At 60.3% G+C, this 23,845-nt stretch carries 22 protein-coding genes and 4 tRNA genes; 20 read left to right on the top strand and 6 right to left on the bottom strand.

The genetic code is table 11. The features are described 5' to 3' along the window. Positions 1 to 4: 4 nt before the first annotated feature. A complete protein-coding gene (locus A5788_RS19445) occupies positions 5 to 607 on the bottom strand; it encodes a TetR/AcrR family transcriptional regulator (RefSeq protein WP_049697781.1) in 603 nt (200 codons plus the stop codon). An 81-nt stretch (positions 608 to 688) separates the two neighbouring features. On the opposite strand from A5788_RS19445, the gene A5788_RS19440 reads away from it, so the two are divergent. The 6 genes from A5788_RS19440 to A5788_RS19415 all read left to right on the top strand — a co-directional run bounded on the left by A5788_RS19440 (position 689) and on the right by A5788_RS19415 (position 5,941). Then, the gene (locus A5788_RS19440) at positions 689 to 1,807 is read left to right on the top strand and encodes a hypothetical protein (protein ID WP_049697782.1); all 1,119 of its coding nucleotides are present in this window, start codon (positions 689 to 691) and stop codon (positions 1,805 to 1,807) included. Between the two features lie 5 nt (positions 1,808 to 1,812). Next, on the top strand, positions 1,813 to 2,886 hold the full coding sequence (locus tag A5788_RS19435; protein WP_049698061.1) for a phosphotransferase family protein: 1,074 nt from the start codon (positions 1,813 to 1,815) through the stop codon (positions 2,884 to 2,886). A gap of 10 nt (positions 2,887 to 2,896) precedes the next feature. Beyond that, on the top strand, positions 2,897 to 3,445 hold the full coding sequence (locus A5788_RS19430) for a dihydrofolate reductase family protein (protein WP_049697783.1): 549 nt from the start codon (positions 2,897 to 2,899) through the stop codon (positions 3,443 to 3,445). A gap of 91 nt (positions 3,446 to 3,536) precedes the next feature. Further along, positions 3,537 to 3,998, top strand: a complete 462-nt coding sequence (locus A5788_RS19425) for a MarR family winged helix-turn-helix transcriptional regulator (RefSeq protein ID WP_049697784.1) — start codon at positions 3,537 to 3,539, stop codon at positions 3,996 to 3,998. 17 nt (positions 3,999 to 4,015) lie between these two features. Continuing rightward, positions 4,016 to 4,438 (top strand): organic hydroperoxide resistance protein, encoded by a 423-nt coding sequence (locus A5788_RS19420; RefSeq protein WP_005204332.1) that lies wholly within the window; start codon positions 4,016 to 4,018, stop codon positions 4,436 to 4,438. 90 nt (positions 4,439 to 4,528) lie between these two features. Continuing rightward, entirely contained in the window at positions 4,529 to 5,941 is a 1,413-nt protein-coding gene (locus A5788_RS19415) for an HNH endonuclease (RefSeq protein ID WP_231894250.1), read from the top strand. Positions 5,942 to 6,000: 59 nt separating this feature from the next. Here the strand turns inward: A5788_RS19415 and A5788_RS19410 are convergent. After that, positions 6,001 to 6,073: transfer RNA gene (locus tag A5788_RS19410), tRNA-Lys, on the bottom strand. 216 nt (positions 6,074 to 6,289) lie between these two features. Here A5788_RS19410 and A5788_RS19405 point away from each other — a divergent pair. From A5788_RS19405 to A5788_RS19395, 3 genes are all read left to right on the top strand, one after another. After that, a tRNA-Glu gene (locus A5788_RS19405) sits at positions 6,290 to 6,362 on the top strand. Between the two features lie 38 nt (positions 6,363 to 6,400). Further along, positions 6,401 to 6,477: transfer RNA gene (locus A5788_RS19400), tRNA-Asp, on the top strand. A gap of 28 nt (positions 6,478 to 6,505) precedes the next feature. Next, positions 6,506 to 6,579: transfer RNA gene (locus tag A5788_RS19395), tRNA-Phe, on the top strand. A 74-nt stretch (positions 6,580 to 6,653) separates the two neighbouring features. Here A5788_RS19395 and A5788_RS19390 read toward each other — a convergent pair. The 3 genes from A5788_RS19390 to A5788_RS24120 form a co-directional block, all read right to left on the bottom strand. Further along, positions 6,654 to 7,640 carry a tyrosine-type recombinase/integrase gene (locus tag A5788_RS19390; protein WP_231895605.1) on the bottom strand — a complete coding sequence of 329 codons (987 nt, stop codon included), beginning with the start codon at positions 7,638 to 7,640 and terminating at the stop codon, positions 6,654 to 6,656. 347 nt (positions 7,641 to 7,987) lie between these two features. Then, a complete protein-coding gene (locus A5788_RS19385; protein WP_005172716.1) occupies positions 7,988 to 8,806 on the bottom strand; it encodes a hypothetical protein in 819 nt (272 codons plus the stop codon). Positions 8,807 to 9,520: 714 nt separating this feature from the next. Further along, complete coding sequence (locus A5788_RS24120; protein WP_005172721.1) at positions 9,521 to 9,898, bottom strand: hypothetical protein; 378 nt, start codon at positions 9,896 to 9,898, stop codon at positions 9,521 to 9,523. A 133-nt stretch (positions 9,899 to 10,031) separates the two neighbouring features. Here A5788_RS24120 and A5788_RS19375 point away from each other — a divergent pair, with 133 nt between their 5' ends. From A5788_RS19375 to A5788_RS24380, 11 genes are all read left to right on the top strand, one after another. Next, the gene (locus tag A5788_RS19375; protein WP_040517856.1) at positions 10,032 to 10,982 is read left to right on the top strand and encodes a hypothetical protein; all 951 of its coding nucleotides are present in this window, start codon (positions 10,032 to 10,034) and stop codon (positions 10,980 to 10,982) included. Positions 10,983 to 11,275: 293 nt separating this feature from the next. After that, positions 11,276 to 13,978 (top strand): DNA methyltransferase, encoded by a 2,703-nt coding sequence (locus A5788_RS19370; protein WP_005172726.1) that lies wholly within the window; start codon positions 11,276 to 11,278, stop codon positions 13,976 to 13,978. Then, positions 13,975 to 15,942, top strand: a complete 1,968-nt coding sequence (locus A5788_RS19365) for a DEAD/DEAH box helicase (protein ID WP_005172735.1) — start codon at positions 13,975 to 13,977, stop codon at positions 15,940 to 15,942. The genes A5788_RS19370 and A5788_RS19365 overlap by 4 nt, the downstream gene beginning before the upstream one ends. Further along, a complete protein-coding gene (locus A5788_RS19360) occupies positions 15,939 to 17,138 on the top strand; it encodes a GIY-YIG nuclease family protein (protein WP_005172738.1) in 1,200 nt (399 codons plus the stop codon). Before A5788_RS19365 ends, A5788_RS19360 begins: the two co-directional genes overlap by 4 nt. Before the next feature lie 143 nt (positions 17,139 to 17,281). Then, positions 17,282 to 17,599, top strand: a complete 318-nt coding sequence (locus A5788_RS19355) for a transposase (RefSeq protein WP_005172740.1) — start codon at positions 17,282 to 17,284, stop codon at positions 17,597 to 17,599. Next, on the top strand, positions 17,596 to 18,489 hold the full coding sequence (locus A5788_RS19350; RefSeq protein ID WP_005172744.1) for an IS3 family transposase: 894 nt from the start codon (positions 17,596 to 17,598) through the stop codon (positions 18,487 to 18,489). The genes A5788_RS19355 and A5788_RS19350 overlap by 4 nt, the downstream gene beginning before the upstream one ends. 316 nt (positions 18,490 to 18,805) lie before the next feature. After that, complete coding sequence (locus tag A5788_RS19345) at positions 18,806 to 19,321, top strand: TIR domain-containing protein (protein ID WP_005174202.1); 516 nt, start codon at positions 18,806 to 18,808, stop codon at positions 19,319 to 19,321. Positions 19,322 to 19,383: 62 nt separating this feature from the next. After that, positions 19,384 to 20,160, top strand: coding sequence for a macro domain-containing protein (locus tag A5788_RS19340; RefSeq protein ID WP_157227664.1), 777 nt, complete (start codon positions 19,384 to 19,386; stop codon positions 20,158 to 20,160). After that, on the top strand, positions 20,157 to 20,633 hold the full coding sequence (locus A5788_RS19335) for an HIT family protein (protein WP_005174206.1): 477 nt from the start codon (positions 20,157 to 20,159) through the stop codon (positions 20,631 to 20,633). The genes A5788_RS19340 and A5788_RS19335 overlap by 4 nt, the downstream gene beginning before the upstream one ends. 303 nt (positions 20,634 to 20,936) lie before the next feature. Next, positions 20,937 to 21,128 (top strand): hypothetical protein, encoded by a 192-nt coding sequence (locus A5788_RS23915; RefSeq protein WP_156525565.1) that lies wholly within the window; start codon positions 20,937 to 20,939, stop codon positions 21,126 to 21,128. 225 nt (positions 21,129 to 21,353) lie between these two features. Further along, positions 21,354 to 21,869: a helix-turn-helix domain-containing protein gene (locus A5788_RS24380; protein WP_231895604.1), complete on the top strand. Its 516-nt coding sequence runs from the start codon at positions 21,354 to 21,356 to the stop codon at positions 21,867 to 21,869. Positions 21,870 to 21,900: 31 nt separating this feature from the next. Here A5788_RS24380 and A5788_RS23905 read toward each other — a convergent pair whose 3' ends face one another. Further along, positions 21,901 to 23,484, bottom strand: a complete 1,584-nt coding sequence (locus tag A5788_RS23905) for a protein rep (protein ID WP_169330865.1) — start codon at positions 23,482 to 23,484, stop codon at positions 21,901 to 21,903. Positions 23,485 to 23,845 lie beyond the last annotated feature (361 nt).

Below are 23,845 nucleotides of genomic sequence, written 5' to 3'. Positions count from 1 at the left end.
GTCGTCAGGTCCAGGTCTGCGAGAGCAGCATGGCGGTCAGAGCTTGGGCTGTGCGGTCGCAGAACTCGTCGCGCCCGGTCTCACCGAAGGTGAGAGCCTGCAGCAGCGTCTGGCCCACGAGGATGTCGAATGCCACGTCGAGTCTCTGTTCGACCTGGGCCGGATCATCACCACTTACGTGGACAGCCAGTCGCTCGACGAATACCGCTCGTGCGCCCGAATCGGCACGGTCGAGGAGCCGTTGGTACAACTCCGGGTCTTGTTGATAGTCGGAGATCAAGCCCGGTAGGGCTGCTCGGGTCACGGGGTCGGCGAGCGTAGCGAGAAACACTGTCGCCCATGCCCGAAGGTTCCTTTTCAGATCACCCTGGTCCTCGGGTAGCGAGACGCTGTCCGTCTGCCTGAAGGCGGCATCCTCGATGAGCATCTCGCGACGCGGCCAGCGCCGGTAGATCGTAGGTGCACCAACCCCCGAGTGGCGCGCGATCGCCGCGACGGTCGCGCCTCGATATCCCTCGTCGAGCAGTAGCTGTTTGGTCGACGCGATCACCGCACGATCCTTCTCGGGATCGCGGGGGCGGCCGGTGCCGCTGGTCGCTGACGTCATGAAGCGAATCTATCGGAAGCGGCTCCTCGTAGTTACATTACGTGTCAGCATGTAACGATAATCCGACGAAGGGTGTGACCGTTGCTTGTTCCTCACGATGAGATCCTGTGCCACCAAATGGCGACGACGTTCGACCATGTCGGTCAGAGCGACCTGCGCTGGGTCGAGCGGATCGTCATGTACGGCTTCGATATTTCCGGTGACGTCAATGTCATGACCGGGATGGCGAGATATCCCAATCGCAATGTGACGGATGCCTACGCGATGGTCACCCGAAAAGACGGCACCGCGCACGTTGCTCGAATGTCGACCGAATTGCAGCCGGAGAGTGCCGGAGCTCTCGGCGTCTACCAGATCGGACCGTTCACCTACGAGATCGAGGAGCCTCTGCGTGCGGTGCGAGTTCGTCTGGCGCCCAACGAGTCCGGAATCTCGCTGGATCTGAGTCTACGTGGTCGGTTCGACGCGTATGAGCAGACGCCGGCGTTTCATCGCAGTCGTGGACGCGTGCTCGAGGACGCACGACGCTTCTATCAGAATGGTGTGGTCGAGGGATTCTTGTCCATCGGGGACGAGCGCATCGAGATCGATTCGCGGAAATGGTGGTTCGGCCGCGACCACTCGTGGGGTGTGCGTCACGGCGGGGGTGGCGGCAGCATCTCCGAGGGCCCGGAGCGACAGCCCACCGAGATCCCCGACGGGGTCCTCTACTACATGGGAATCTTCGAATTCGACGACCAGCTTGTGCATTTCGCACAGCGCGAGGACAGCGCGGGGCGTCGCACCCAGTTCGAGGGCGAGCTCCTGTATCCGAGTGACACCCAACGCGCTCCCGGCCGCCTCATCGATGTCGAGCACGATCTGACTTTCCGCGATGATCTGCGTGTCGTGAGCGGAGGTAGTTTCTCGATCATTCGCGACGACCGTTCTCGCTCTCAGATCGAAGTCAAGCCGCTGACCGACTTTTGGCCAGGTATCGCGGGCTACGACGACTATCGTGGCTATGCCAGCGGGTATTGGCGTGGAACGGATTTCATCGACAGTTTCACCGTCAATACTCTGGAGATCGACGAGATCCGGCCGGCCTCGATGCTCAGCGAAACGCTGTGTGAGGTTCGGATGGACGGCAAGGTCGGCCACGGGCTCGTCGAGATGGTCTTTCTCGGCGCGTATCCGCGCTACGGCTACACCGGATGGTGAGCGGTATGGAACACGACGTCGAACAGCGTTGCGCTGAAACGGATCTGGCCGAGGTGCTGACTCCCATTCTTCGAGCGAGACTTGCGGAGGCGGCGTCGGCCGATGTGATCTCCTGTGTGCGAACGGAGACGGGGTATTCCACGGAGACGTTCATCGTGACCGTAGACGGGGTTGCCGAGCCGGACACACGGTCGCGCACTCGGCGATACGTCCTGCGACGACCTCCCCGGCTGGCGATCCTGCCCGACTACGACCTCGAAAAGCAGTTCCGTGTGATGCACCGGCTCACCGAATCCGATGTGCCGGTGCCGCGGGTGCGCTTCTTTGAGGCTGACCCTGCCGATCTCGGAACACCGTACTTAGTCATGGATTTCGTCGATTCGGTCTACACCGTCGGTGATGTTCCTCCGTATCATCAGGCGGGAATCTTTGCCGACACCGACGATGCGGGCCGGGCTCGATTGTGGAACGGCTGCGTGGACATGATCGCGCGGATACATCGTGCCGATGTCGGGCGAGACCGTCTGGGCTTCCTCCGTCTGAACACCGATTCGTCACCGGGCCCTGAGGGCCTCGCGCGCTATCTGCGCACGTCTATCGAATGGGCGTATGCGGGTGAGCCCATTCATCCGGGACTGCTGGGCGGGCTCGACTGGCTTGACGCCCATCTCTACGAACCACGTCGAATCGGCCTGTGCTGGGGCGACGCTCGAATGTCGAATCTGTTGTTCGGCAGAGACTTCGAGCCGGTAGCGGCGCTCGACTGGGAGATGGCATACCTCGGAGATCAGGCGGCCGACATTGCATGGATGTTGACCACGGATTGGATCAGCAGCCCGCATGAGGGGCACGCGCCATCGCCGGGTGTACCCACTGCCGCCGAGACCATAGCCCGCTACGAGGATGCGGTTGGTGGGCGGGTTGAGCACATGACATTTCACTTCATCAGTAGCGCGTTGCTGCTCGGACTTCCGCTCATACGCCTCGACAGGTCCATGGGGCTCGGCGGACTGCTTCCCGAGGTGTGTGCCAACAGAATCGAAGCGGTACTCGGCGGTGAATGCGACACTGCAGGGTAGGAGGTGCTCGATGAGTGCGGCAACGCGATTCCGCTTCTACACGGCCACGAGTCTCGACGGTTTCCTCGCCGACACGGCCGACTCGCTCGATTGGTTGCTCAGCCAGCCGATCGACGAGGACGGTCCGATGAATTACGCGGAGTTCATCGGCGACGTCGGAGCCCTGGCGATGGGGTCGACCACGTACGAGTGGCTCGTCGAACATGAAGTGGAACAGGGTAATCCGTGGCCGTACGAGGTCCCGACGTTCGTCTTCAGTACGCGCGACCTGACTGCTGTCGCCGACACCATCCGCGTGGTGTCCGGGTCGCCTGCGGATCATCGCGCTGCACTGGTCGACGCCGCTGCCGGACGTGACGTCTGGATCGTCGGCGGTGGCGACCTGGCCGCGCAGTTCTGGGCGTCGGGAATGCTCGACGAACTCGTGGTGTCGATCGCGCCCGTGCTGCTCGGCTCCGGGCGTCCACTGTTCACCGCGAGGTGCGACCTCGAACTGCGTGACCTCGCGCGCAATCAGGGATTCGTCTGCGCCCGATACGACGTCACGGCGTTCCGCTGAACGTTCCTTGCGCGTCGATATGACGTCGCCCACAGAAATATTGCGAGCAACTAGGTTGTGCACAATCTAAATCGGGCCTAGTCTTCTTCACGTGGGAAAGATTCGCCTCGACGACCATCTGTGCTTCGCGCTCTACACCGCGTCGCGCGCGATCATCGCCGCCGAGCGACCGGGTTTGCGCGAACTCGGACTGACGTATCCGCAGTACCTCGTGATGCTGGTGCTGTGGGAGGAAGAATCTGTCCCGATCGGCCGGCTCGGGGAGCGTCTACAACTGGACTCGGGCACCGTGTCACCACTGGTTCGTCGTTTGGAGTCGATGGGACACGTGGAACGTCACAGGTCTCCCGACGACGAGCGGTCGACGATCGTGTCACTCACCGAATCGGGCGCGGCGCTGGGCGAAAAGTCTGACTGCGTGATGGCCGCCTTGGTCGACGCGTTGACCGATCCTGTGGAATCCGATGCCGACTTCGACGTCGACGCGGCCGTCGAGCTGCGTGCGGCACTGCACCAACTATCTGATGTGTTGCGCGCCAACCAGGCTCGCTGAAAAGAAGGGATGTCACCATGAAGACTCTGTACACAGCCGAGGCGCTTGCGACAGGCGAAGGCCGGGACGGTCACGCCAGGACGAGCGACGGACAACTCGATCTCGACCTCGCTATCCCCAAGGAGCTGGGAGGTCCCGGCGGCGCGACGAATCCGGAGCAGCTCTTCGCAGCCGGCTACGCCGCGTGCTTCCACAGTGCGCTGCGCACCGTTGCGCGGGCTGAGAAGGCCGACGTCAGCGACTCGGCCGTTGGCGCCCGAGTGTCGTTGGGCTCCAACGACTCCGGCGGGTTCGAGCTGGCCGTCGTTTTGGAGATCTCGTTGCCTGCGCTGAGCGCAGACGACGCGCAGGCACTCACCGCTGCGGCCCATCAGGTGTGCCCGTACTCCAACGCCACGCGCGGCAATATCGACGTCACGCTGACACTCGTCGACGAGTAGTCACGACACCGGCGGTCGAACTCCAGATTCTCTGTCGGTGCCCACCGATACTCTGATACTCGAACATGTTGTCGATTGTCAGGGGGCATCGTGAACGCCAGCAGCACAACCATTTTCGACGACGCCGACCCGTCCGGGTTGGAGTTGGATCAGATCGCAGACCGCCTTGTGGGGCACGCCAGTCAGATCGCGAGCCTGACAGGGCGGTTCTTGCTGCTGCTGTCCGAGTTCGATCGCAGGAAAGGGTGGACGGGCGAGGGGATCATTTCTTGTGCGCACTGGTTGACGCTGCGAACCGGCTTGTCGCCGCGGACGGCACAGGAGTACGTGCGGGTGGCGCGCACGCTCGACGGTGTGCCCCGGATTCGGGATGCGTTCGTCGAGGGCCGACTGTCGTATTCGAAGGTGCGTGCGCTGACGCGAGTCGTGATGCCCGACCGCGAGGACGAGTTGCTCAGCGTCGCGTTGTCTGCCGACGCTGCTCAGCTCGAGCGGGTCGTGAGAGCTATTCGTTCGATCGATCAGCGTGAGCGAGAGGCGAGCGAGGGCGAGGTCGAATCGACGGCGTCGTGGGAGTGGAATTCCGACGGCACGTTGTCGGTGCGCATGCGGTTGTCGGCATTGGACGGGGCGTCGTTCCTTGCAGCGACGGTGCGTGCCGAATACGAACGAACGCGCACGTCGCCCGGTGACGCCGGACCGTCGGTGACGGATCTGGTTGCCGCACAGATTGATTCGGCAGGTAATTCTGACCGGGAGGCCGAGATCGAGGAGGCCGGCCTCGAGCCCGCCGATCAACGGTTGTGGCGGCATACCCCTGCCAACATTGCGCCCGCGGTGGTGCTGATGGCGGAGACGATGCAGTCGGCGATCGACGTGCCGACGTTCACTCCCGGGGCCGAGGTGGTCGTGCACAGCCAGTCGTCTGAGGCTGACTCGTACGTCGAGGGTGGGCCTGCGCTCTCAGCGGTCGAGGAGGCGGAGGCGTCGTGTTCGGGCACCAAGACCGAGGTGCGTCACGGAAGGCAGGGCAGCATCACGTCGTGGGGCCGTCGAACGCGGACGCCCTCGACGCGGACGCTGCGCGCGATCCTCGCTCGCGATGGTGGGTGCCGCTACCCGGGGTGTGGACGGACTAAGCATCTACACGCGCATCACGTCCGGTTCTGGTCGCGTGGTGGTGCCACGACTCCCGACAACCTGGTGCTGCTGTGTTCGTCGCATCACCGCGCGCTGCATCGCGGCGAGTTCTCGATCACGGCGCATGCGTTGCAGCAGTTCACATTTCATCGTCAGGATAATGGGCAGCTGATCGAACAGGCGCCGCCGATCAGTGCGCCACACGGTTGGCGGCCCGCGGCGATATCCGACGACGCGGTGGTCCCCGAAAACCCCGGACCGCTCGACCTGGGCTACACAACCGAGGTGCTGTACGCCAGTTGGCGTTTCAAGCAATCCGCCGCGGCCCGCGCCGACCGACCTGCCTCGCTGGCAGCCGCGTGACGACGTTCAGCGGAACGCTCGACGGACTCGCCGCGTGCCAGCGCGGACTCCGTCATGAGTGCCCCCAGTAGGGCTCGAACCTACGACCTGCGGATTAAAAGTCCGTAGCTCTACCAACTGAGCTATAGGGGCGGACGCCTCGGCGCTGCGGCCGACGCAGGAAGTGAGTTTACAGGTCGGCTACGCGGCGGTGCATCGACGGTGGGCTTGCAATTGTCGATGCCGTCGGCGTCGGATACGGGTATGGTGTTCGGAGGGCGTCAACTCGTGCGAAATGCAGTCTGACCAGCTGATTTGTGAATTGCGCGAGCGGTGTCCTAAGCTAAGTCGGCTCCCAACGGAGAACCGGCCCCCTTCGTCTAGCGGCCTAGGACGCCGCCCTTTCAAGGCGGTAGCGCGGGTTCGAATCCCGTAGGGGGTACAACTGGTCCTCTACGGGGGAGCAGGAAAATTGAAGATGGCCCTGTGGCGCAGTTGGTTAGCGCGCCGCCCTGTCACGGCGGAGGTCGCGGGTTCGAGTCCCGTCAGGGTCGCCAAAGGTTTCGGTTTTACGCCGGACCTCCTGGCCAGGTAGCTCAGTTGGTACGAGCGTCCGCCTGAAAAGCGGAAGGTCGCCGGTTCGATCCCGGCCCTGGCCACGAGGACGTTTACGCAGGTCATACGCTGTTTCTCGATTGAGGGATAGCTCGTTGACATTGATTGCAGATTTATTCTAGTCGGCCGCTGGTCGGCCATCGATGGACGTGTCGTCCGCATCGGATACAAGGCGAGCGCTCAAGTTGTCGAGCGCATCGGCCACCGAATCAAGCTCGTCGTCGTAAAGATCGGCGTAAGTGTGCGCCGTCACCGTGATCGACGAATGACCCATTGTCTTCTGGAGCAGGCGCATGTCAGCGCCTGCGGATCGTGCCATAGAGGCATAGGTATGCCGAAGATCATGGACCCGCAGCGACGGACGAGCGATCTCAGCCGCCTTCTTCTTCCACCTGACCGATCGAACCCAATTCTCCCGACTAAGGCGAGCACCCATGGGCGAGCACACCGCAGCTTCGGTTCTCCCACGACCCGCAATGCGGGCCCTCAACAGCTCGCGAACGGTAGCGGGGATCGGGATCGACCGCTGGCCTGCCCGACTCTTGGTCGCACCTGTGACGAGTTTTCCGCCGACCTGTGTCATTGACCGTCGAACGTGAATGCGCCGCCGGTCCAGGTCGATATCCTCCACGTTGAGGCCGGTCAGTTCACCCCACCGAAGCCCGGTGTACGCGAGGATCATGACGATGTCGCCTTGAGCGCCGCACAGCTTCGCCAAGCGATCCACCTCCGACGCGGTGAGGTAGGTATGCGTTGGATGAGCCAGGGGAGGGAAGATCGTCTTGGTGGCTGGATTACGCGCGAGCCAGCCCTCCTCGACTGCGTGCTCAAGCACCATCCGCAAGACCGTATGGCGCCACCGTTTCGTGCGCGGGCCCACCGACATCGAGTTGATCCAGTTCTGCACGCTGGATCGATCCACCTTCGTCACCGGCCAGGCACCGAAAGCTGGCTCGATGTGATTGCGCCAGTTGTCTTCGTAGCCACGCCGAGTCTTCGCTGTCACATCTTGACGGCTCGACAGCCACGACTTGTACGCGTACGCCACCGTGATGGTGTTTCCGAGTCGCGGGTTGTAAACGGTCCCGCGGCTCTTCGCGGCCACCACCTCTGCTTCGAATACACGGGCTTCCCGCTCCGTCCGGAAGGATTTAGTAACCTTCCGTCGGTCGGGGAGCCGCCATTCAACCAGCCAGCGCGGTTCCCCTTTGCTCGTGACCTTCTTTCGGATACTCAATGCGTCCTACTTCACTGTCGATTGGGCGATCCAGGCCTGCACGTCGGACAGTGCCCACCGACGATGGCGTGCAGACAGGCGTAGATGTGGTGGCCCCTCGGCCGGCAATCCGGCCTCGCGCTGAGCCGCCCATTTATGCAGCGTGCTCACGCCAATGCCACCACAGACCTCTGACACTTCTTTGGCCGTCAACAAGACCTCAGTCGTCGTATGGCTCATTGGAACTCACTACCTCTGAGCCGCGCCGTAGCTACACCGGCGTTGGTTCCCCGTGCAGTGAATATCGCTTGAGATACGGCTTCGCGGTATCCGGCGTAGTCGAGATGGCGTGCCTTGAAAGGGGTCGGAGCGATGCCCGCGCCGACCAAAACGCCCTGTCCGGGCCGCGCGCCGAGAATCATCGACACGAGCGATTTGTCCTCGAAGATGACTTCGCTCGCCATCTTGATCGACATCGCGTCGGTCTGAGCCATGCACATGATCTGAGTCAATTGCGATCGCACCCCCTCGAGAAGCTTCGCCTCGGGCCGTTGGACGCTGATCAGCAGGTTGATACGCACCTTGCGGCCCTCCATGCCGATTCTTGCGACTATCCGCTCCGCTTCCAGTCGTTCGGCCCGCGCCAACTGCAGCTGTAGGGCCGCCCATTCTTCGAGCACCACTACGACCAGCGGCAAGTCACGCCCGAGCCAGGAGGAGGGAATGAGATCGATTCCCACCTCGGCTAGGGCCGCGAGTCGCTTGTCTAGTTCTGACTCGATAGCGGACAGCGCCGCGGTTGCCGCAAGTAGTTGCTTTTTGGACGATCCGATAGAGATCCAGCGGTGAGTCCCTAGAGGACCCAGCAAGATGCCGGTCGGGTCCACACCGCACACACAAACGCTCGGCATTCCGACCGCGTGGCGGATTATCTCGTATGTCGCACTTGACTTTCCCGAGCCAGTCACACCGGCGATCAGTGTGTGCTGGTCAAGTCGCATGTGCACGCCACGTCCCTGTGCATCGACGGCAAACGCTATCGCCGGGGTAATCATTGCGCACCGCCGTCGCGCCGTACTTTCGCCAGTGCTTCCATAAACGCGATGCGATCGGCAACTGGATCTGGCCTGCTGGAGGAACTGGCGGATCCCGAGTGCGCCGACGAACGCTGAACATCTGCGAGGGGGTCTCGTGACTCCAGTGCGAAGGTGACGGATCGACGATCACACGCGACAACCGCCATAGGCGCGGCTCCGGGTAGCAAGCCCTCAAGGCGGTGGACGGCGGCAAGGTCTACATGAGAACCCGAAACACCTTCAGGCAATACGATCTTCGCGCGAGGCCCTGTCGGTGACATCCATATCCGATCGACTCGAGGATGTTGAGGTATCGCGTTCGGCGAGGGGTATGACAGTGACTCCAGACCAGGAGCTGCCCAATCGACAGAGCGCCAGCCGCGCATCCATGACGACTCCGCTGGAGACTCATCGGTAAGTTCGTCAGCCATTTCAAGAGCGACTGCGCACGCGGACCAGACGATGGCGGCGACTACTGCCAAGATCGCTAGGACAACAAGGAACGAGATCATGCTAGAACCTCCGCCCGCTCTGCGGGGGCGTGTAGCCCCTGGGATGATGCGGGGTTCTGCCTTTCGACGCTGGACTCAGCGCGGCGCTTGACTCCGTGCGTGGCTGTGCGGCCTACTTCGTGCAGAATGTGCGTGTCGTCACAGCGGATACGCCGCGACTTGAAACTGAGGTTGTACCCGGTCATTGGACGGCCGCCTTCGTCTGTGCGGGCTTGGCTGCCAACTCGATCCCCTCGGGTGCGTCGAACCATAGACCGCTGGAACCATTCGCTGACCACGCGGCCGCATAGAGTTGCCCACGAACACGGATCAGATCTCGACGGTTTAACTTGGGTGGGTCGGCCTGGTAGGTCGTGAGTTTCGCTCGTCGCTCTTCATCGAGTTCTGGCCACCACACCAGTACTTCCAACTCGATTCCCTGAATTCCGTTGCGCATCTTGGGTTCTCGCACGCGACCGTTGGGAGTGTCGCGTTGCTTCTCTGCGGGGCGAATGACCCTCACTTCGATCTCCCATCCTGCCGCATTGACCGGTACCTGGGTGAGTTCGCGTATAGCCATGCGCTTCTAACCTCCGTCTCTTGCTGGACGTCTCATGAGATCCACGGGACGTTGTGATAATACCACGCTTAAAAAAATGAACCACCTAAACTGTGCATCAACGCCCAGTGGTTGGCTGCCTATAATGCGTGCTGTGGGTTACTCGCGTGAGCGTCAGGAGCAGGTGATCGACCTGTGGCGTGAGTTGCGACCAGGGCTCAAGTCGGACCGACAGGCGGCGCTTGAGGTCTCCGACCGGACGGGGGTGCCCGCGGAGACGATTCGTAGGTGGGTCAAACGTGCGGACGCTACGTCGCCTCCGCCTGCGGTCAATGAAGGCGTAGCTGACGCAGCAGACCTCTTTCTGCGGCCTAATAGTGTCAAAGCGCTGGTCGCGCAGCTCGATTCGTACACTGATTCGCTAGAACGGCACCAACGTACTGTTGGAGACCTGCGCGCCAGATTCGCGGAACTGGCTGATACAGGCAACGAATCAAGTCGCGATAACGGCGCGGAGGATCTTGACGCCCTCTTGAGTAGCCTTCGCGACCATCAGAGCGATTTGCGCGACCTCACAGATTCCGTGATGAGCATCGCGGTCGGTACGTACCGGCACTCCTTGCAGGCCGTCGCGAGCAGTGTCGGGATGTCAGCAACAGGGGTCCGCCGTCGAGTCGCAAACTACGACATCGAACGTGCCTACCGATTCCTTGACTCCGGTGACCAGTTGCTAGAACAGGTGGAAGTGCTGATGACCGCGCTGAAGGGCTGCGGTGGTGTTCTGAATTCCGAGGTCGAGAACGCCTTCAAGCTCTACTTTGAACTCCTCACCAACGTTGTCGTTGCAGCTGGTTACGGTCAGCGGTGGATGACCCCGGAGCACGCCCAAGAACCTACGCTTCTGCTGCTAGACAACATGAGGTTGTTGAACAGGTCGGTCTACGATGCGATTGAGAGGGTCGGACTGCGGACTGATCGGCCGCTGCTGCGATCAGCCGTTGAACTCGAGGTAGCGCTCGATTCGATACGCGGACGCTTGGCTGAGGGGGTCCGTTCCGAAGCGGCGGGTTCGGTCCGCAGAGTCTCTAGGCCGCCCGAGGATTAACCGGATGTCGAGCCACGCAGCATCTCTCGACCTCACCAACCGGATCAACCTCGGCCCATAGCGACTTACGTATGAAGTGTCGGCTCAGCTGGCACTTGCTGGACTCAACAGCGCCGTGATCCGACGCAGTCAGGTGTCCGGCTGGTCGCAACACCTCAGCGGCCGACCTAGCTGCCCAACGAATGTCACCAAGTCCTCCAGCCCCGACCTGGGAATGGGGTACTGGCTGTCGAAGCTATCGCGGAGTGGAATGCTTATCGCACTGGTAGTGGTTTCGAGGAGGGTTAACGCGCGTGGTGAGACTGAACCTGAAGGCGGTCGAAGAGCGGGTGGCCCCGCTCGCGCGGCGCGAATCCTACGATCGCGAATTCATCTTCGATCTACTCCTAGCCTATGGGAAGCCCAAGGGTAACGTCACCCGGTTGCGTAACGGGTCGCTCAACGTCGCGGCCGATCCGAGTCGCGAAATCGCACAGAAGAACGTTGTCTACTTCCGCGAGACGGACCGCGAGCCGTTGGCTGACGTCGAGGAGCTGCGGACATCACCGGACGTCGTTCGGTACAACCCACGGTTCGTAATCGCCACCGACTACGACGAGCTGGTCGCGGTCGACATGAAGACCGGCGAGAGCAAGGTCTTCCCGATCCGCGACATCGACAAGCACTTCACGTTCTTCCTTCCCTGGGCTGGCATGGAGAAGGCGCAGTACACCTCCGAGGCCCACGCCGACGTCAAGGCCGCCGAGCGAATGGGCAAGCTGTTCGACGAGCTGTTGCAGGCGAACCCGGACCTCATCGACGAGCAGCATGGCCGTCATGCGCTGAACGTGTTCTTCACCCGACTGCTGTTCTGCTTCTTCGCCGAGGACACCGGGATCTTCGACGACGGTCAGTTCACCACCGCGGTGGGGTCGCACACCCAGGCCGACGGGTCGGACGTGCAGGAGTTCCTGACAGATCTGTTCAACGCCCTGGACACCGAGAATCCCGAGGACAAGGCGAGCTACCTGTCAGCGTTCCCGTACGTCAACGGTCGCCTGTTCGAGGTCACCAACCAGCACGTAGTGCCAGCGTTCACCAAGTCCGCCCGTCGGCTGCTTCTAGATCTGGGAGTTCTGGACTGGAGCGAGATCAACCCCGACATCTTCGGGTCAATGTTCCAGGCGATCGTCACCCCGGGAAAGCGGTCGGACCTCGGGCAGCACTACACATCGGTGCCGAACATCCTCAAGACGATCGAGCCGCTGTTCCTCGATGAACTGAAGGAGGAGTTCGACGCGGGCTTCAGCAGCGTCGGCAAGCTGGAGAAGCTACTGGAGCGGATCGGCGCGATCAAAGTCTTCGACCCCGCCTGCGGGTCGGGGAACTTTTTGGTCATCGCCTACAAGGAATTGCGACGCCTGGAGCACGCGATTCTTGAACGACTTGCCGACTTGAGCCCCAAACACCAAGTGCTGTACGCCGTGTCGAAAATTGACATCGAGAATTTCTATGGCATTGAGATCGATGATTTCGCCGTCGAGGTGGCAATCCTGTCCTTGTGGCTCGCCAAGCATCAGATGAACGCAGAGTTTAGGGAGAAATTCAGAGTTTCCATCCCCCTCATTCCCCTGCGTGATTCTGGTCAGATCAATCAGGGAAACTCCTTGACTGTCGAATGGTCTGAAATCTGCCCGAATAGAGGAGCAGAGGAAATATATGTGCTCGGTAATCCGCCGTATCTTGGGAGTAGGAATCAGTCGGCGAAGCACAAACGTGATCTTGCCACCATTACCAAAAACTATAAGAGTCTCGACTATGTTTCAGGTTGGGTAGTTAAGGGTGCTGAGTACATACGCGGAACGAGGGCAAGACTCGCGTTGGTGACAACCAATTCCATTACGCAAGGAGAGCAGGTGGCACTCCTCTGGCCGGCGGTATTGGGGGATAACTTAGAGATTTCTTATGCATATACCTCATTTCCATGGGCGAATAAAGCACGAAATTCCGCGGGCGTCACATGTGTTGTAATTTCACTTCGGAATAAGTCCATAGATGCTAAGTATCTGTATACAGATCAATTTCGACTCCGTGTTGATACTATAAACGCTTACCTTGCTGGCGGTCCAATGGTCTGGCTGTCGCGTCGCCGAAACCCTCTGAGTCCTCAGATGCCCCGTCTTGGATACGGCTCAATGCCCAATGATGGAGGAAACCTGATCTTATCGGATTCGGAAAAGAATAAACTCCTGGAGAGCCATCCGGAAGTGGAGCGCTACATTAGGGGGTATTGTGGGTCTGATGAGTTCGTTAAAGGTAAGACTAGATGGTGTCTGGTAATTCCCGACGACCATCTGCGACAGGCTTACAATATTCCGGAACTTGCATATCGCCTCGACCGGACAAGGGAGCACCGGTTAAGGAGCACTGAAAAGTCGACCAATGCACTGGCGTCAAGCCCGAATCGATTCTACTACTTCGCACATGTTGATTCGGACTCATTAATTGTTCCCAGCATCTCCTCAGAGCGACGGGAGTATATTCCCATTGGTTATGTCGGCCCCGATGTCATTGGCTCCAATAAGGCACTAGTCATGACCGAGACCAATTTCTGGGCTTTTGCATTGACGACTTCATTAATGCATATGATTTGGATGCGGTCCGTTTCTGGACGTCTTGAGAATCGATATCAGTATTCTAATACAATTGTTTACAATAATTTTCCTGTTCCTGAACTGTCTGCGCAAGTGAAGGAGAAATTGACAGTTGCGGCATTGCGGATACTGGACGTCCGTGAGTATCACTGCGAGAAAACATTGGCCGAACTTTACGATCCGGACAAGATGCCCGATGATCTGCGGGCCGCGCACGCTGAGGTTGACGCATTGGTGGATTCGATCTATTCCAAGCGTGGCTACGAGACGGACGAGGAGCGGTTGTCAGACCTGTTCGCTATGTATGAGGAGATGGCCGCTGCGGAGCAGGCGGCAAAGCCGGCGAAGAGGAGCAAGAAGTGAGTAGCACGGTGAATGTCGTTGACGTGACGTACGCGCAGACCGGTGCATCGGTGAACACTGACGCGTTGGGTATGCGGGAGATGCAGCAGCGCGTGTTCGCCAAGCGGGACGCCCAGCACTTGTTGATCAAGGCTCCACCGGCCTCGGGCAAGTCCCGGGCGTTGATGTTCGTGGGTCTCGACAAGCTATACAACCAGGGTCGCAGAAAGGTGATCGTCGCTGTCCCGGAGCGTTCGATCGGGGCATCTTTCTCGACGACAAAGCTGACCGCGCACGGTTTCTTTGCTGACTGGGAGGTCAAGCCAGAGCGAAACCTGTGCACGCCTGGGTCGTCGGCGGGCAAGGTCGATGCGTTCGTCGACTTCTTAAGCAGCGCTGATCCGATTCTGGTGTGCACGCATGCGACGTTGAGGTTCGCGTTCGAGCGGTTGGCGCCGGATGAGTTCAACGGCACCGTGCTGGCGATCGACGAGTTCCATCACGTCTCGGCCGATACCGAGAATTCCCGTCTGGGGGCACTGTTGAAGGAGGTTATGGTCGGCTCAGACGTGCACATAGTGGCGATGACCGGCTCGTACTTTCGTGGCGACTCGGTGCCGGTCCTCTCGTCCGAGGACGAGGCGCAGTTCACGCCGGTGACGTTCAACTACTACGACCAGCTCAACGGCTACCAGTTTCTGAAGTCGCTGGGGATCGGGCACCACTTCTATCAGGGCCGCTACACCGAAGCGATTGGCGAGGTGCTGGACCTGGACAAGAAGACGATCGTGCACATCCCAAGCGTGAACTCTGGTGAGTCGACCAAAGACAAGATCGAAGAGGTCGGGTTCATTATCGACACGATCGGCGACGTGATCGACACCGAACCCGACACCGGAATCATCCGCATTCGCCGCACCGACACTGGTGAGGTGCTGCGGGTGGCTGATCTCGTCGACGACACCGATCAGAAGAAGCGCGCCGACACGCTGCACTATCTGTCGACCGTCGCGGCGAAGGACCGTGACGGCGTCGACATCATCGTCGCGCTGGGGATGGCGAAGGAGGGCTTCGACTGGCCGTTCGCCGAGCACGCTCTGACCGTCGGGTATCGGGCGTCGTTGACCGAGATTATCCAGATTATCGGCCGGGTCACCCGCGACAGCCCTGGTAAGACGCATGCGCAGTTCACGAACCTGCTGGCCGAGCCCGATGCTGAGCGGGGTGAGGTGACCGTATCGGTGAACAATATGCTCAAGGCGATCACCGCGTCGCTGCTGATGGAGCAAGTGCTAGCACCGAACTTCAACTTCAAGGCCAAACGAGGCAACGACGACGCGCCTGAGCCGGGGACGATCAAGATCAAGGGCTTCAAGGAGCCGTCTAGCGAGCGGGTCAAGCAGATCGTCGAAACTGACCTGAACGATCTGAAAGCAAACATTCTGCAGGACGACACGTTCGCCAAGGCCGCGGCGGGCAGCGTTGACCCGGAGACCACGAACAAGGTCCTGATCCCGAAGATTATCCGCGAACGCTACCCGGACCTGACTGATGAGCAGGTCGAGGAGGTTCGGCAGCACGTTGTGGTGGACTCGGTGATTAAGAATGGCGAGGTTCGTGAGGTCGGCGATAAGCGGTTCATCAAGATGGGCGATACGTTCAGGAACATCGATGAGGTCAGCATCAACCTGATCGACAGGGTCAATCCGTTCCAACGAGCTTTCGAGGTGATGTCGAAGTCGGTGACGCCCTCGGTACTCAAGATCATTTCCGACGCGATCACGAGCACACGCGTGGAGATCAGCGAGGAGGAGGCGCTCGCGCTGTTCCCTAAGATTCAGAGCTGGGTCAAGGTCAACGGTCGACGCCCCGACGTGCGCTCAGACAATCCGACAGAGAAGCGGTACGCCGAAGCGCTGCTGTTTTTGCAACGGCTCAAGCAGCAGCGGCTGGCCCAGAAACAAGCAATCGAGAATGCTCAATGACGACGGATGACAAGACCGCAGGAGGCGACGATCAACCAGCGCCTGACGCGTTCCAGCAGCTCCTTGACGCCGATATTGACGGCCTTCTGGACACGCCGGAAAAGGCCAAGAAGATCACGTCCAGTGATCGGTTGGAGCGAGCGTTCTTAGAGATCGTGGAGTTCCGACGGGCACAGGCCCGGCTCCCGAGCTCGACCACAAGGGAAATTTCTGAGCGCAAACTTGGAGCACGTCTGGAGGGTATTCTTGCTGACGACAGCAAGATCGAGGCACTCAAGCATCTTGACGAGTTCGGCCTTCTCGACGTACCCGCCGCGCCTGGCTCAATTGACGAACTCCTTGAGGGCGATCCACTCGATCTTTTGGATGACGAGACCGGTATCTTCGACGTCTCCACCCTGCCCGTCCGCAAGCAGCACTTCGAGACCGAGGAAACGGCACGTCGCCAGCCCGCGAACGATTTCGCAGATTTCGCGCCGCTGTTTCAGCAGAAGCATGACGAGCTGCGTAACGGCGCAAGCCAGCTACTGCCGTATCCCGGGTTGAAGCACATCGCACCAGGTGCCTTCTTCGTCCTCAACGGAGTAATGTTGTTCATCGCTGAAGTCGGCGAGACTGAGTACAAGAAGTCGACCGTTCGCGAGAACAAGCGGGAACGCCTCCGCTGCATCTTCGAGAACGGCACCGAATCACGGATGTACCGCCAATCCTTGGCGATTCGGTTGGGTGATGAGGATGGCCAGATTGTTGTGCCCCGGCTGGGACCGGACATCCTTACAGACGATGAGGTCAGTGGCTACATCTACGTCTTGCGCTCTCAGAGCTCCGATCCGCAGATCGCCGGGATCGCCGACTTGCATAAGATTGGCTTCTCGCGTGGGCCGGTCGAAACAAGGATCAAGAACGCCGACAAGTCGCCCACATATCTGATGGCGCCGGTTGAGGTTGTCGCGACCTACCGGATCTATAACACGCGCGCCTCAGCGCTGGAGAACCTCCTCCATCGTGTCTTTGCCGACGTCCGTCTGAATCTGACCCAGATCGACAAGAACGGCCGCAACTATGATCCCTCCGAGTGGTTTGTCGTGCCGCGCAGGATTATTGACCAAGCGATCGAGCTGATCATCTCGGGAGAGATCGTTCACTACCGGTATGACGCGACCACCCGCCGACTAGTCGGACGACAGGAGTGCTAGACACGATCTCCTTGGCGAACCGCTCGCAGGCGGAGGCCGGAACTGGCGTCTTGCCCCGTCACCCTTCATGCTGCTTGAACCTCCCCAGTTTGAGTGGACACCTGAGATAGCGGGGCGAAGGGTCCTGCTGGGAGGATGTCTACATGTCCAGGACGCGTCGGTCGTTTACGCCTGAGTTCAAGGCGGAGGCTGCTCGTCGGGTGATCGACGGGGGACGGCCGGTCACCGAGGTCGCACGTGAACTCAACGTGCACGAGAACTTGTTGGGCAAATGGGTTCGCGCTGAACGGATGCGCGATGGTGTCGCCGACGAGATGCGCAATGCCCCACCGGACCGGGATCTGTCGGCTGGTGAGCACGCGGAGTTGACCCGGTTACGCGCGGAGCTCGCCGAGAAGGATCGCGATCTAGCGTTCCTGAAAAAAGTATCGGCGTACTTTGCGGCGCAGCAACATCGGTGAGCAAGTTCGAGCTCATCGCCGCGGAGTGCGCCGACCACGACATCACGAAACTCACTGAACTGCTCGGTGTTTCACGATCCGGATTCTACGCGTGGGTGGATCGGCAACGCCGCACTGAACTGACAGCGCGACAGCAGTGGCGTCGCGATTTGGAGGTGAAGATCCTCGCCCACTGGCAGGCATCCACGCGCACCTATGGTTCACCGCGGATCACCGCCGACCTGCACGCCGAGGGTGTCGCGGTCTCGGAGAACACCGTCGCCAAGATTATGGCCGAGATGGGTATCGAGGGCATCAGCCCACGCACCTTCAAGGTCAAGACCACCCAGGTCGATCCGACCGCGACGTTCCCACCGGACCGGGTCGGGCGGGTGTTCGACCAGGGTGGCATCGACCTGGTCTGGACCTCCGACATCACGTATCTGACCTGCGGTGAAGGGGATGCGTATCTGTGTGCGATTCGTGATGAGCACTCGCGGCGGGTGCTGGGCTGGTCACTGGCCGATCACATGCGCACCGAGCTGGTCGAGACGGCCGTGGACGCCGCGGTGTTCACCCGCGGGGGGTCAGTGGCCGGCACCATCCTGCACAGCGACCGCGGCAGCCAGTACACCAGCCACGACATGGCCGCAGCATGCGGCAAGTACGACCTCAAGCGCTCGATGGGCGCGACGGGGATCTGCTGGGACAACGCCGGCGCCGAGTCGCTGTGGTCAACGGTCAAGCACGAGTACTACAAGCGGCACGCGTTCACCAGCTACACGAATCTTACTGCAGGACTTGACAATTACGTACGCTTCTACAATCATGACAGGAGGCACAGCTCGCTGGGAATGATCTCGCCCATCGCCTTCGAGATCAAGTCACTGACCAGTCAGCAATCAAGCTAACCGTGTCCACTTTTTCGGGGGAGCCTCAGCTTGTATCGAGACGGCCACCCGTCTAAGACGGGCGAGTCTCGTCACTTCCAGAGAGTTCTTCGTTCAGGTCGACCAGTAGTGATCCGCTTGGCGTGCCCGCTGTGTTACAAAACGCCGACCGAAGCCATCAAGCACAAGAAGTCACCCTTTCGGAGTACCTTAAGCGCCAGTATCCGAACAGACGGCTACTCCAGATGGAGTACGAGCGTGCGGCGGGTCCGCTGGCATCGGTGAGTGCAGTCGAGTCGTTACCGCCCTCAATGGAACCCCACAAAGGAGCCTAAAGATGAGCTACCGCAACAAGACTTATGTGGCCTTCGCAAGTGAAGACATCCACTATTACCGATTGATGACGGCTTGGAGGGAAAACAAGTCAATTGATTTCGACTTCGTCAATGCACACGACATCTACACTGCGCGTGACACCAGCACGCCTGACACCATCAAGCGCCGCCTGCGTGAGCGGTTGAATAACACAAAACAAGTCGTGCTACTCGGAAGCTCAGACGCCCGGCGTAAAGGCGGGAACGGGACGTCATTTCTTGCCTATGAAGTGGGAGCGATCCTCGCTCTGAACCTGCCCGTGGTCGTTGCGAACCTGAACGGATCCCGAGTAGGTGTCAGCGGCAACATTCCTGCCCCGTTCTCCGCGAACGACTACTTCACGATGTCGGTCTCGTTCGGCCCCACAATCATTAAATATGCACTGGACCACTATGTTCCCGACTTCGCCAGTTCGGACAAGACCGGCTCCTATCACTACAAAGAGTCGGTATACGAGAGCCTGGGATTGAATAACTAGTGCGATACAAATGGTCGGTGAGACGGTACGCCGAAGGACTGGCCCGGCGATTCCTCGAAGCATTGGGCGCGTTGGCTGTTCTGGCCGGGGCGGTCGCTCTTTTCGCTCCAGATCTGATCAAGGGCCAATGGTGGCTTCTTATCGTTGCCGGAGCGATCGCCGCCGCGTGGGCGCTGATCTTCCTGCGGCAGAAGGACCCCGAGCAGCGGTTTCCTGCAGAGAACATCGTCATCAGGCTTATCACGGGCGACTTGTTCGACCAGAAGGAGTCATCGCTGATCGGGATGACCACAACTTTCGACACCGAACCGGGCATCATCGATAGGGGGAGTGTCCAGGGCAACATGCTTCGGGTGATCTACGGCGATTCGCAATCGCGACTCGATGCCGAGCTAGCATCTGCGCTGGCAGGGACAGCGACCGTTGGAACGATTACGAAGCCGGGCAAGAAGGACGTCTATCCGGTCGGCACCGTCGCGGTCCTTCGGGGCCAGGGTACATCGCACTACTACTGTGTTGCCTACACAACCATGGACGAACACAACCGAGCCAAGGGGACGATCCGGGGAATTCTGGACAGCCTCGACAGCGTGTGGGACGCTGCCGACCGCTGCGGAAACGGCGAACCGATCTGCGTGCCGCTGCTCGGTCAAGGCCAGTCCCGAATACCCGAACTCACGGCAGAAGTTGCTGTCAGACTCATTGCCTTCTCTTTCCTGCTTCGCACTCGTCGGTCGCGATTCTCCAAAGAGTTGCGTATCGTCGTACATCCCAATGAGATCGGCAAGATCGACCGTACCGAGTTTCAGGCGTTCCTACGCTCGTTGGTCGCCGGATGAACGACACCGACAGCAGTCTCGACATCCCAGATCAGAAACCCTGCGCGTTCTGTGACTACCTCAGTGGGGCAAGGCCATTCACCATCCTATGCCGCAACAACCTGATTGCCGTGCTTGTCACAAGAGAGCAGCGCGGCATCGGGCACCTGCTCGTACTTCCGGTGCGCCACTACCCGACTCTGCTTGAGTCTGAACCTGACGAACGCCACGCGATGATGGACACCCTTGCTTGGGCGGCCGCGGCAATCGATGCTGCGTTCGAGCGTCCGGGAATCGCGGTTTGGCAGAACAATGGCACGGCAGCCCACCAAGCGATTCCACACCTCCACTTTCACATCGCCGGCACTCTGCCCGGCGGTGGCACTGACTTCGATGACGTTCCCGAACTCTCGGTGGAGCAAACCGATCAGATCGCCGCACAGATCCTGGCGGCAGCACCAATTAGCTCCGAACTCGGATTCACTACCGGGTAGATATTCGCACCACAGCGATGACAGGCACTACAACCTTGAGTTCACGTCATGCTGGTCGCGGGAGGGTGGCTGATTCGCCAGCTAATCCTCTTGCGACTCAGTCACCGCCAGCGATGCGCACGCCCCTAGTCCGTCAAGGTTGAAAATCGAGTGCAGATAAGGTCAGGCCGGGTCACACAAGACGATATCGTGGACCCACAGTGGGCGTGCGTCCGCGAGAAACCCATGTTGATGACGAGGTTCATGGATCGGCCCACCGCGAGTCATGGGTCGATCGCAAGTCGAACGGAGTGGCGTAACACGATGTCAGATCCAGATCGCTGGAAGAGCTTTTCTGAGGAAGAACTTCTCGAATATATTTCCGACCGCTTGCCCGAAATCAAACATTACATCAAGAATGCTGACTGGCGTGGTGGTCTGCAGAAGTCAGAGAGCGTTGCCTCCGCGGCCGACGAGCTCCTGGCGAGATTTAAAAACTACGACGGTGCAAAGTAACGTTGATTAATTCGTGAGGGCCTTAACGCCGAATTCAGCCAAGTTGCGTTCATTCCTTGAACTCGGAGTTGGATTGGTCTGATCGTTTGTAGTACCAGTTTCAACTGGTAACCTGTGCCGATGCAAGGGGATATGGACACCGAGCGACCGTCTGGCGATGACGATGTGAGTAAGCTCGCTGAAGCTTCACGCCGGGTGGCCGCGAGTAGGGCGGTCTCTCACCAGGTGACCGCCCTCCTTCAAGAGCAGGTCGAGGCGGCGTTGGCGAAGACGGATCGCAAGGCAGATATGCCGTGGGTAACGTACGTCAGTGTCACCAGCGGGTTGACGGGCGGCAATCTGGAGCGTCTGATGCCGCCGTGTGAGGCTCGGAGACCGGCTCCAGCGAGTGACGAGAAGCCGCGCACTCCTAAGCCGAAGAAGAGAGACGCTACCGCACCTAACGATCGCCCGGCCAAGTCCTTGACCGCAGACCGCGCCGAGGTCGATGGCTACCGCGAGGCCATGGAACCAGAGGCCGCAGAGTGCCGACTCCGTGAACTGCGAAAGGACGCAGGTTACACACAGACCGCCCTGGCGAAGCTCATCGGTGTGGGAAAAAAGCACGTCTCGCAGATGGAGCACGGGCAAATCGCCGCCGCGCGGATCGCGACTCTCCGCAAATATGTCGAAGCCACCGGCGGTGAACTGGAGGTGACCGTCAAACGATCCGACGGCAGTCGGGTTCCTCTAGCCATCTGAGCTGTGGCCCGTTAGTCCGCCTATTGATTGTTCAAGGCTTTCGCTCCAGGTACCGCATCCTCTGCTCCTCGAACTCCCAAAGTCCGAGAGCGGCGTCGTCGGTCAACAACTCCACGCCGAGCGTTGTGCACGTCAGCTGCAGTGCCGACATCCCCTGAGCTTCGAGCACAGCACCCAGACTCTCTACGCACTTCCCGCCGCTGATCAGCTTTCGCACCGACTCCGCGGGCATGACTGCAACGACCTCAGCATCGTCGACTGAGGCATCCTGAGCCAAAACGTCGTCGTCGACATCCGCATCCTTCAGCTTCAACAGCTTGACTAGGCCCTTCTTGCCCGTACGTTTGTCCTCGCGACTCATCGTCACCTGACGCCGGTTCAGGCTAAACGTCTCCCATTCCTCCCAATGAGCCTTGGCCCAGCCCCACATCTTGCGTAGCTTCGCGCTGCTCGCCACACCTAGCTTCGCGTTCATACTCATCATGTCTTCCAGCTCACGAACCATCCCGAGGAGCGCGAACGGCGTGTAGCCGCCTTGCGACGTCTTGCCCGTATGAGCCAACGCCTCCAACGCGAGACGCCGACCATCGGCCAACTGCGCTGCCGATCGCGCTCCACTCTTGGCGAGATAGTCTGCAAGACTTGGATTTTCGAGCATGGCCTTCTCGATGTCGCCTTCGTGGGCGGCGAGGTTCTCCAACTTCATTGCGCGCACATCAATGCCGTGCTCCCAACCCGCATCGAATCCAGCTCGACGAAGACCGGCCGTCCAGCGCTCAAACAGCCGAACTTTCAGCGAGGCACGCTCAATCGCCGTGAGCAGTCGCTGCTCAATGAAGTACAGGACGTGAAAGTGCACGTGCCAACCATTCTCCCAGGACAGTGTGCACTCCGTGGTCCTGTGGTATCCGGCGATAGCGAAGTCCGCCTGATCCCTCTTCCATGCGCGACCACTCACCACTCGTCGCTGCGCCGTCATCAACGCGTTCCAGACATCCTCCAGGGCGTCGTCCCGGTCATGCCGAACGGTGAAAGTCACCATCACGACCGAGTTCCCCGCAGACACCCAGCGCGCAATCCCGCGACCGAGATCCATCGCGCGCTTCACCGCAATCCTGTGCGCGCACACCGGACACGCCCACACGCTGCCGCACGTCGATAACCCCGCAACAGAGACATTCCCAGCCGAACCCACTTTGAACGCCGCACCATGCGGAAACGGAGTACCGCATTTGCGCACCCGGTCCAGAGTCGTGATCCGGCGGGCTGTCGCACGCCCCTTACCTCGCTCGTCGCGTGCCTCCGCACGAGCCCGACGTCGACTCCGCGCGTTGCCGTTGTGGTTGCGATCCGATCCGCGGAAACGTTGTCCGCGTTTAGTACCCAGGTCCACCCGGCCATTGCGCTGAACGCTCCGATTGCCTGCGCTCCCGCCGCTTCCGGCCTCCCGGCTCCCACTACGGCCCTGCCCCTCCCGGCCTCCCGCTCCCGCGCGGCCGTCGGGGCCCCACCCTCCGGGCACCCCACCGTCCGCGCTCCCGCTCCCGGCCTCCCGGCTCCGGTCCTGCGTTCCCGCCGTCCGGCCTCCACCGGCTCCCGCTCCGGCCAACTCCATGCCAGGAAGGGCGGGCTCAAAACAACCTGCGCTGCCGCCCGACCCCTCCGGGGATCGGTTGCCACTGGAATTGTTCTTCCGTGGCTCGTGCGCAGATACACTGGTAGTCGGAATCGACCGCATCTCGGCTCCCGTACCCCCGGCCAGTTACCGCTGGCGCGGGGGCTCCTATTTCGGGAGCTATCCATCAATCTGGGTCGGCCAAAGGTCGGCCAACCAGTGAAACGAGACAGTTCTCACCCGTCTCGTACGACGCGTAAGAACACCTATGACGTGCGAAAACCGTTCTAGCTCAGATGATCAACCATCTGAAAAGTGGAAGGTCGTCGGTTCGATCCCGACTCTGGCCACCAGTTAGCTA

Source organism: Gordonia sp. 852002-50816_SCH5313054-c, assembly GCF_001665925.1.
In the GTDB taxonomy this organism is placed as follows: domain Bacteria; phylum Actinomycetota; class Actinomycetes; order Mycobacteriales; family Mycobacteriaceae; genus Gordonia; species Gordonia jacobaea.
The sequence above is the reverse complement of the archived record's forward strand: the minus strand, read 5'-3'. Positions and strand labels throughout refer to the sequence as shown.

Excerpts from the sequence above, each read along its gene's own strand:
- A5788_RS19445 (WP_049697781.1), bottom strand. The coding sequence starts at position 607 with ATGACGTCAGCGACCAGCGGCACCGGCCGCCCCCGCGATCCCGAGAAG.
- A5788_RS19435 (WP_049698061.1), top strand. The coding sequence starts at position 1,813 with ATGGAACACGACGTCGAACAGCGTTGCGCTGAAACGGATCTGGCCGAG.
- A5788_RS19430 (WP_049697783.1), top strand. The coding sequence starts at position 2,897 with ATGAGTGCGGCAACGCGATTCCGCTTCTACACGGCCACGAGTCTCGAC.
- A5788_RS19420 (WP_005204332.1), top strand. The coding sequence starts at position 4,016 with ATGAAGACTCTGTACACAGCCGAGGCGCTTGCGACAGGCGAAGGCCGG.
- A5788_RS19385 (WP_005172716.1), bottom strand. The coding sequence starts at position 8,806 with ATGATTACCCCGGCGATAGCGTTTGCCGTCGATGCACAGGGACGTGGC.
- A5788_RS24120 (WP_005172721.1), bottom strand. The coding sequence starts at position 9,898 with ATGGCTATACGCGAACTCACCCAGGTACCGGTCAATGCGGCAGGATGG.
- A5788_RS19360 (WP_005172738.1), top strand. The coding sequence starts at position 15,939 with ATGACGACGGATGACAAGACCGCAGGAGGCGACGATCAACCAGCGCCT.
- A5788_RS19355 (WP_005172740.1), top strand. The coding sequence starts at position 17,282 with ATGTCCAGGACGCGTCGGTCGTTTACGCCTGAGTTCAAGGCGGAGGCT.
- A5788_RS19345 (WP_005174202.1), top strand. The coding sequence starts at position 18,806 with ATGAGCTACCGCAACAAGACTTATGTGGCCTTCGCAAGTGAAGACATC.
- A5788_RS19335 (WP_005174206.1), top strand. The coding sequence starts at position 20,157 with ATGAACGACACCGACAGCAGTCTCGACATCCCAGATCAGAAACCCTGC.
- A5788_RS23915 (WP_156525565.1), top strand. The coding sequence starts at position 20,937 with ATGTCAGATCCAGATCGCTGGAAGAGCTTTTCTGAGGAAGAACTTCTC.
- A5788_RS23905 (WP_169330865.1), bottom strand. The coding sequence starts at position 23,484 with ATGGAGTTGGCCGGAGCGGGAGCCGGTGGAGGCCGGACGGCGGGAACG.